The following is a 6,564-nucleotide window of genomic DNA, read 5'->3' as shown; positions in this document are numbered from 1 at the left end:
TACAATTGCTCCATGGAAGCCGATATCTACGAGGTCGGTGGTCAGCAACGGTCCTGGTAGAATCAATCAAGCGTTCAGTGTTCGTTCTTCAACCTGGCCAAAATCGCAGCTTCGGGCCGACTGGGCCATCATGCCGGCATCCACGTTCACATGATGCCCTGTCATCTCAGCCAAGACCAAGCACGCGGCATCGGTTCAGGAAAAAGCCCTTGTCCGCCTTTGCTTTCTTGAGCGCCCTGCCGAGACCATCGCTAAAGAAAATCGCATCCCGAACAATCGGATCAATCCAGATATCCGGTCCGGTCAGCGCAATAGGTGATAATGCAGTATCATAGTCGGTCATGGCTGCGCGGCCGACCCACTTTCCGGCCGATCCCGCCCAAAAATTGCGGGATTCGTCAGGCAAGAAGGCATGTTTAACGTTGCCAAAATTGATGCAGAGCCACTCACCATCAACGAGCGTCTTTCGGTCCTTCTTGTAAACGCGGACTGGATATAGACCGCCGCCTCCAAGATCGAATTGCCGCAGCACGTCGGCCGCTCGTTGAGAGACAGCCCAATATGAGCCTGCAAAAAATATGTTCGGAAGCCTGTAATCCTTCTCTTTCGCGTGGGGCGCGCCGAATATTTCGGCGGGAAAATTTTGCGCGCTTAGAGACTCGCCAGCATCGTTTCGCTTGCGAGTATCACGCGCCATCGCGAGCGTATCCTCATTATCACTAAAGCTATGCTTTAATGGTCGCAGGTTGCTTGCATGTGCTGGTGCAGTGCTAATCCAAACTTCTTTGCCCATCGAATCCCCCTCCCCGACCATCGGCAAATACTGCGAAACAGCGACCTTTCGGTTAATTTAGTCGAAACAGGTCACGCCTCAGCGACGGCCGACGCGCAGGCCCAGTGGTCGCCCTGCCAATGGAACCCTACCTGTTCCGCGTTGCTGATCGCGGGCGGCTCGCCCTTGCGCCAGAAGGCGCGCATCTTCTCCCGATCGTCCAGATGGGCGTCGGCGACGATCGCGCGCGTGGCCTGGATGAACTGCCCATGCCCGAACACATAGATCAGCGATCCGGCACGCATGGCGGCGAGGCGCGTCAGCGCCGCGTCGCAGCGCCCAAGCAAGGCGCGGAAACTCTCCGCCCCCTCCCCGTCGCAATAATCAGGATCGGCCGCGCTCCAATAGCGTTCGAGGTGCGGCATCCGTTCGGCGCTGCGCGTCCCGTTCCAGCGCGCCGGTTGCAGATAGGTGAACTCCTCTATCGGCCACGTCTCGACCGGCGCGTCGGGGAATCTGGCGATGGTCGGCGCGGCGGTTTGCCGGGTGCGGGTATAGGGCGAGGTGACGATGAGCGCGGGCGCTTGCGTCCAGCTCGCCGCGACCGCGCGCGCCTGTTCGTGGCCCCGCTCCGTCAGCGCGATCGTTGCCAGATCGTGACAGGGCACGCCGGCGTTGCCGGTGGATTCGCCGTGGCGGATGAAGATCGCCCTCATGGCTATTTCAGCAGTTGGGCAGCGATCCCCTGCCCGTCCAGCAGTTTGACCGCCGTTTTGTCGAAGGACACGAACGTCTCCCCGCCGAGCCATTGGCCGTCAAAGGCGATCACCCCATCCGCGAAATCGCCGCCGGCATCGAGGACGGCTAGGCCGGCATCGACCGCAGGGCGATTGACGACGACGTTCTCCGCTTCGATCACGCCCCGGATCGCAGCGGCAATTTCGGGCCGAGCTTTCTTGTAGAGTCGTTCCAAAACCCAAGCGAGTTCGCAAAGCGAATGCACGCTGATGGCAACAAGGCTTGCGCTTTCCATCGCTTCGACGGCGGCGAGGCCCTGTGCTTCGTCATCCGCCAGGACCAGGCGCAGCAAGACGTTCGTGTCGGCCGTGATCTTCATTTATCGTTCAGACCGGCCATACCGGCAGCAGCGCCCGCGTCTGCGATAGCGTCGTTGATTTCCTCGATCGTGAACCGGGGGCCGTTGCCCTTTCCTTTGAGCATTCCGTGCAGCTCCCGCCACGACCCTTTGGGCCGATCCGCTTTCAATTCCGCCCGCCCATCGGGCAGTAGGTCGAGCCTGATCTTGCCTCCGGGCTGGATGCCGAGATGCTTCAAAATTTCCTTCCGGAAAGTCACCTGGCCCCGCGCCGTTATGCTTAATGTCGTCATGGCTATTACCTCCGTATCGAACAGAAGTAATGCAAAACAGCATTATTATCAAGTCCGAAATCCTGATAGCAAAAATCTAAGCTACTAAGCTACTAAGCTACTAAGCGCCTGCCGCTGGCGCGGCACCGTGGCTCTAGTCGCTGGCGCTCCCCAAGCCCGCAAGCGGTCTTGGCCCAAGGTGACGATCCACATGGCGGGCGAGATCGCGTGCGCGGATCTCGCTTGGGGGGATGGGCCGGCGCTGGCGCCGGCATGTCGTTTGTTGAGTGGGGAGAGGACGTTCCGCCCCCCTCTCCCCAGCAACGGGAATAGACGGGCCGTGGCTCACTCGCTGCGCTCCCTGCGCCCGCTCCACCCCGTCGATTCCCGCTGCCCCCCTCTCTCGCCGGCGTTCTTGGGCGTCCGTGTTCCGGCCGATGGCATGGCCATCGCCGGACAGGCGATTTGAAGGGAGTAGAGGCAATGGAACAGGACAACCGCGAAAGCTGGCTCAATCGGGTGGCGCAGGGCATGGCTCCGCTGTTCGAGGCGCTGGAAAGCCCCCTGCCCTCGCGTGTGCGCGTGGCGATCGGCTTCACCAGCAGGGGAGCCAAGGGCAAGGCGATCGGCGAGTGCTGGGACAACCGGCTAAGCGCGGACGGGCATTTTGAAATCTTCATCCGTCCGGACCTGGCGCACGCGGCCGACGCCATGCCGGCGCAGATCGCGGCCATCCTCGCGCATGAGCTGGTCCATGCCGCTGTCGGCATCCCGGCAGGGCATGGGAAGGCGTTTAAACGGGTCGCGCTGGGGCTTGGCCTTGTCGGGCCGATGCGCGCCACCACTCCCGGCGAGGCGTTCCTTGCGGCGGTCGCGCCGATCCTGGCCGATGCTGGCCCCCTCCCCCATGCCCGTCTCGATACGGACGGGGAGTCGACCGCGCCCAAGAAGCAGAAAGCCCGGATGCTCAAATGCGAGTGCGCGACGTGCGGCTATACCGTGAGGACCGCGCGCAAATGGCTGGAACTGGCCGGAGCGCCGCTTTGCCCGATCGAGGATCACGGCCAGATGAGCCATGAGCCGCTGGACGACGACGAAGGCGGCGATCCGGATGACGCGGGATAACCGCCCCGATTATCGGCTGCGTTCGCTATGCGCTTAATAATAAGCGACTAAGCGGTTAAGCGTGCGCTTGCCTGCTAAGCGACTAAGCGATATAAGTCGCACAATCGCTTAGCAGGAGCAATCATGCAGACTTGGGCTATCATCGCGCAGAAGGGCGGGCAGTCGAAAACGACCATCGCGACGGCCTTCGCCGTGGAGGCCGCCCGCGAAGGGGCGGCGGTCGTGATCCTTGACGCCGACGATCGGCAAGGGTCCGCGCTCTATTGGTCGGAGCGCCGGGACACCGACGATGTGATGGTGAAGGATAGCAGCGTCGCGGGCCTTCCGCTGCACGTCTCGCGCGGGCGCGACAGCGGCAAGGTGGACCTCATAATCATCGACACGCCGGCGAACTCGAAAGACATTGCCATGCTCGCGGCCGAGCAGGCCGATTTCGTGGTGATCCCGGTCGCGCCGCGTGGGCTGGACGTTCATTCCGTCCTGCAAACCGTCAAGCAGGTGCAGCAGGCCGGAACCCCGTTCGCGGTGATCCTGACCCAAGTGCCGCACCAGGGCGGGGAGGGGGCCGAGGCGCGCGCCGGCTTCGCCGCGAAGGGCGTCACCCTGTTCGATACCGCGCTTCACTTCCGCAAGGACTTCTACAAGGCGACGCCGATCGGCAAGACCGCGATCGAGCTGGACCCGGACGGGAAGGCGGCGGCCGAGTTACGCACGGCCTTTGAAGAAGCTAAGCGACTAAGCGGTTATACGACTAAGCCAATAAGCGAGATTGCATGATGGCGAAGAAACCATCGGCCCTGGCCGGCATATTTGACGATGAATCTGAAACCGCGCCGCCCGCGCCCAGCCCGATCGTGCCGGAAGCCGTGACGCAGCCGGCACCGCCACCAGCGCCGGCGAAGGCCGCAAAGGGGGCAGGGAAGGGCGCGCGGAGCGGCCCAGGCGAAAGCGCGGCGCGGCGCGGCAGCCACCCCGGCAAGAAAGCCGTGCTGATCCATATCCCGGAGGACATGCACCGCACCTTGCGCCAGCTTAGCGTCGAGGAAGGGGGCGAGCCGCTTACCGTCATCACCGAGCGGCTGTTGCGGCAATATCTGGTCCAGCGCGGCCATACCCGGTTCGCCCCATGAGCAAGCGGCGCGATCCGAACCCGGAGTTCGATTTCTTCATTCCGCTGATGAACGACCTTCCGCTGAAAGATCAGCGGGAGGTGATGGAGCGGCCGTTTTTCTCGCTCCAGAAGCGCAAGCGCCTCAAGCCGATCGAATATCGCAGCCCGGACGGCGAGGCGTGGGTGAAGGTCGAGGCGATGCCCGCCTATGGCATGGCGACGATATGGGACGCGGATATTCTCATTTGGGCCGCGTCCGTCCTCAACCGGATGAAGGAGCAGGGCGTCAACGACCTGCCGCGCACGCTCACCACGACCACCTACGACCTGTTGCGGGGCATCAGGCGAGGGACGGGCGGGCGCGACTATAGCGAGTTGCAGGCCGCGCTATCACGTCTGGAAACGACTTCCATTCGCACGTCGCTGCGCGCGCCCAAGCGCCGCACCGAGGCGCAATTCGGGTGGCTGGATGGATGGTCATTGGAGGTGGATGCGGCCACCGATCAGCCGCGCGGCATGACCATCACCCTGTCGAACTGGGTCTATGAGGGCATAGTCAGCGAGCGTTCGTTGCTCACCATGCACCACGATTATTTCCTCCTGACTGGCGGCCTTGAGCGGGCGCTATACCGGGTTGCCCGCAAGCATGTCGGCCAGCAACGCGGCGGGTGGACGTGCCGGCTTGAGGTGTTGCGCGAGAAAACCGGCAGCGACGCCACGCCCAAGGAATTTGCGCGCATGGTCCGCAAGATCATCGAGGCCGACCAGCTCCCCGAATATACGATGACGATAACCAAGACGACCGAGGGCGCGCCGGCGGCGCTGTTCGAGCTGCGCGGCGCGGCGGAGGCGGCCGCGCTGCACGCCAAGCTTGAGGCGGATCGCGAGCGCCGGGAACGGGCCGAGGCCGATCGCCTGCGCGCCCAGGAGGTGGACAAGCTGATGGACCGCCTCGCACGCGGCGGGCGGCCCTGACTATCGGGGTTTCACACACCGGCTGTATCCGAACGCCCGCCAGAACCCCAAATCACCCCCTTTTCGAGCGCGATTGTCGGGGTTTCACCCACCGTTTCGCGACTCGGACGCGACTCGGAGTCATGGGATCGACCTTCGGGGTTTCACACACCGAGGCGTCGGGGTTTCACACACCCGACTATCGGGGGATCACACACCGAATCACGGGGTTTCACCCACCGGGCGGTCTTGCAAGCCCTTGAAAAAATGTCGAAAAAACCGCTTTTTGAGCGGCTTAACTTACTTAACGATTCATTTTTAACAGAATCCTTTAACGGTTCCGGCCCGCTCCCGGCCTGTGGATAACTCCAAAATCCAGCGGTGTGCATGTGGCGAGAACAGCAGCGCCGCCTCTTGGGGCTTCGCCCCGCCGGCTCGCGCCCTACGGGCGCCCCGGATGGCTAAAGCCATCCTCCCACCCGGCATCCCCATGATGAGCCGGCTACGCCGGCACGCTTTTTGTTTGTTTGGAATTGTTTAAACGCCGCGCCCAACCATCCAGCTCACCACCAAGCCGAACCGTCCAATTGGCTTTCCAGAAAAGCCATGCGGATAGCGCGGCGATCAACATGAGAGGGCTGGGGAGACGGAAACGTCCCCGCAGGCGCGATTTCCGGCCCGCCCAGCCCCTTTTCAGGCGTCAGGCAAGGGGATGGAGAGGGTCAACCGCCCACGGCGCTCTACGGGCCTCCCAGGCGGCCGATTTTCCGACGCGAGATCCTCGCGCCGTTTAAACGCCCTCACGCCGATCCTGCCTTGCGATCGTGGCCGTGCTATCAGGCGGAATGTCGAAGGATTTCAATTTGCCGGCGTCCACCCCCGTTCGGCTCGCACCCTATGATCCAAACTGGACTGTCCGCGCCGCCGCCGAAGCGGCGCGCCTTCAACGGCGCGTCGCCGCGATCCTGGCGGTCCATCACATCGGCTCGACGTCGATTCCCAACATCGCCGCCAAGCCCGTTCTTGACCTGATAGCTGTCGTTTCCAGCTTGCCCGCATTGGACGCGGCGCGATCCGCCGTCGAAGCTCTCGGCTATGACTGGCATGGGCTCTGTTGCAAAGATTGGCGGCAGTCAGAGGTAGGCTGTCGCTCTGCGCCGATCAGGCGGCTGCTGCGAAATGGTGGTTGAGCATGCCCATGGCCTCCGTCAGCGCCGAGGGCCCAATGCCAAAA

9 protein-coding genes are annotated in these 6,564 nt (G+C 62.9%); 5 read left to right on the top strand and 4 right to left on the bottom strand.

Annotation, left to right across the window (positions count from 1 at the left end):
- Positions 1–166: 166 nt before the first annotated feature.
- From WP12_RS25110 to WP12_RS21525, 4 genes are all read right to left on the bottom strand, one after another.
- Positions 167–793: a hypothetical protein gene (locus tag WP12_RS25110; RefSeq protein WP_152664113.1), complete on the bottom strand. Its 627-nt coding sequence runs from the start codon at positions 791–793 to the stop codon at positions 167–169.
- Positions 794–864: 71 nt separating this feature from the next.
- Positions 865–1,488, bottom strand: a complete 624-nt coding sequence (locus WP12_RS21535; RefSeq protein WP_046195707.1) for a histidine phosphatase family protein — start codon at positions 1,486–1,488, stop codon at positions 865–867.
- A gap of 2 nt (positions 1,489–1,490) precedes the next feature.
- Complete coding sequence (locus WP12_RS21530) at positions 1,491–1,889, bottom strand: type II toxin-antitoxin system VapC family toxin (protein WP_046195706.1); 399 nt, start codon at positions 1,887–1,889, stop codon at positions 1,491–1,493.
- A complete protein-coding gene (locus tag WP12_RS21525; protein WP_046195705.1) occupies positions 1,886–2,161 on the bottom strand; it encodes an AbrB/MazE/SpoVT family DNA-binding domain-containing protein in 276 nt (91 codons plus the stop codon). Before WP12_RS21525 ends, WP12_RS21530 begins: the two co-directional genes overlap by 4 nt.
- 462 nt (positions 2,162–2,623) lie before the next feature.
- Between WP12_RS21525 and WP12_RS21520 the strand changes: the two genes are divergently transcribed.
- From WP12_RS21520 to WP12_RS21500, 5 genes are all read left to right on the top strand, one after another.
- Positions 2,624–3,265, top strand: a complete 642-nt coding sequence (locus tag WP12_RS21520; protein WP_046195704.1) for a transcription elongation protein SprT — start codon at positions 2,624–2,626, stop codon at positions 3,263–3,265.
- A 123-nt stretch (positions 3,266–3,388) separates the two neighbouring features.
- The gene (locus tag WP12_RS21515) at positions 3,389–4,042 is read left to right on the top strand and encodes a ParA family protein (protein WP_046195703.1); all 654 of its coding nucleotides are present in this window, start codon (positions 3,389–3,391) and stop codon (positions 4,040–4,042) included.
- Complete coding sequence (locus WP12_RS21510) at positions 4,042–4,395, top strand: hypothetical protein (protein WP_046195702.1); 354 nt, start codon at positions 4,042–4,044, stop codon at positions 4,393–4,395. Before WP12_RS21515 ends, WP12_RS21510 begins: the two co-directional genes overlap by 1 nt.
- Entirely contained in the window at positions 4,392–5,351 is a 960-nt protein-coding gene (locus tag WP12_RS21505; RefSeq protein WP_046195701.1) for a replication initiator protein A, read from the top strand. Before WP12_RS21510 ends, WP12_RS21505 begins: the two co-directional genes overlap by 4 nt.
- Positions 5,352–6,193: 842 nt before the next feature.
- Positions 6,194–6,520: a GrpB family protein gene (locus WP12_RS21500; RefSeq protein WP_152664112.1), complete on the top strand. Its 327-nt coding sequence runs from the start codon at positions 6,194–6,196 to the stop codon at positions 6,518–6,520.
- The last annotated feature ends 44 nt before the right edge of the window (positions 6,521–6,564 follow it).

It is taken from the genome of Sphingomonas sp. SRS2 (genome assembly GCF_000971055.1).
Taxonomy (GTDB): Bacteria; Pseudomonadota; Alphaproteobacteria; order Sphingomonadales; family Sphingomonadaceae; genus Rhizorhabdus.
The sequence above is the reverse complement of the archived record's forward strand: the minus strand, read 5'-3'. Positions and strand labels throughout refer to the sequence as shown.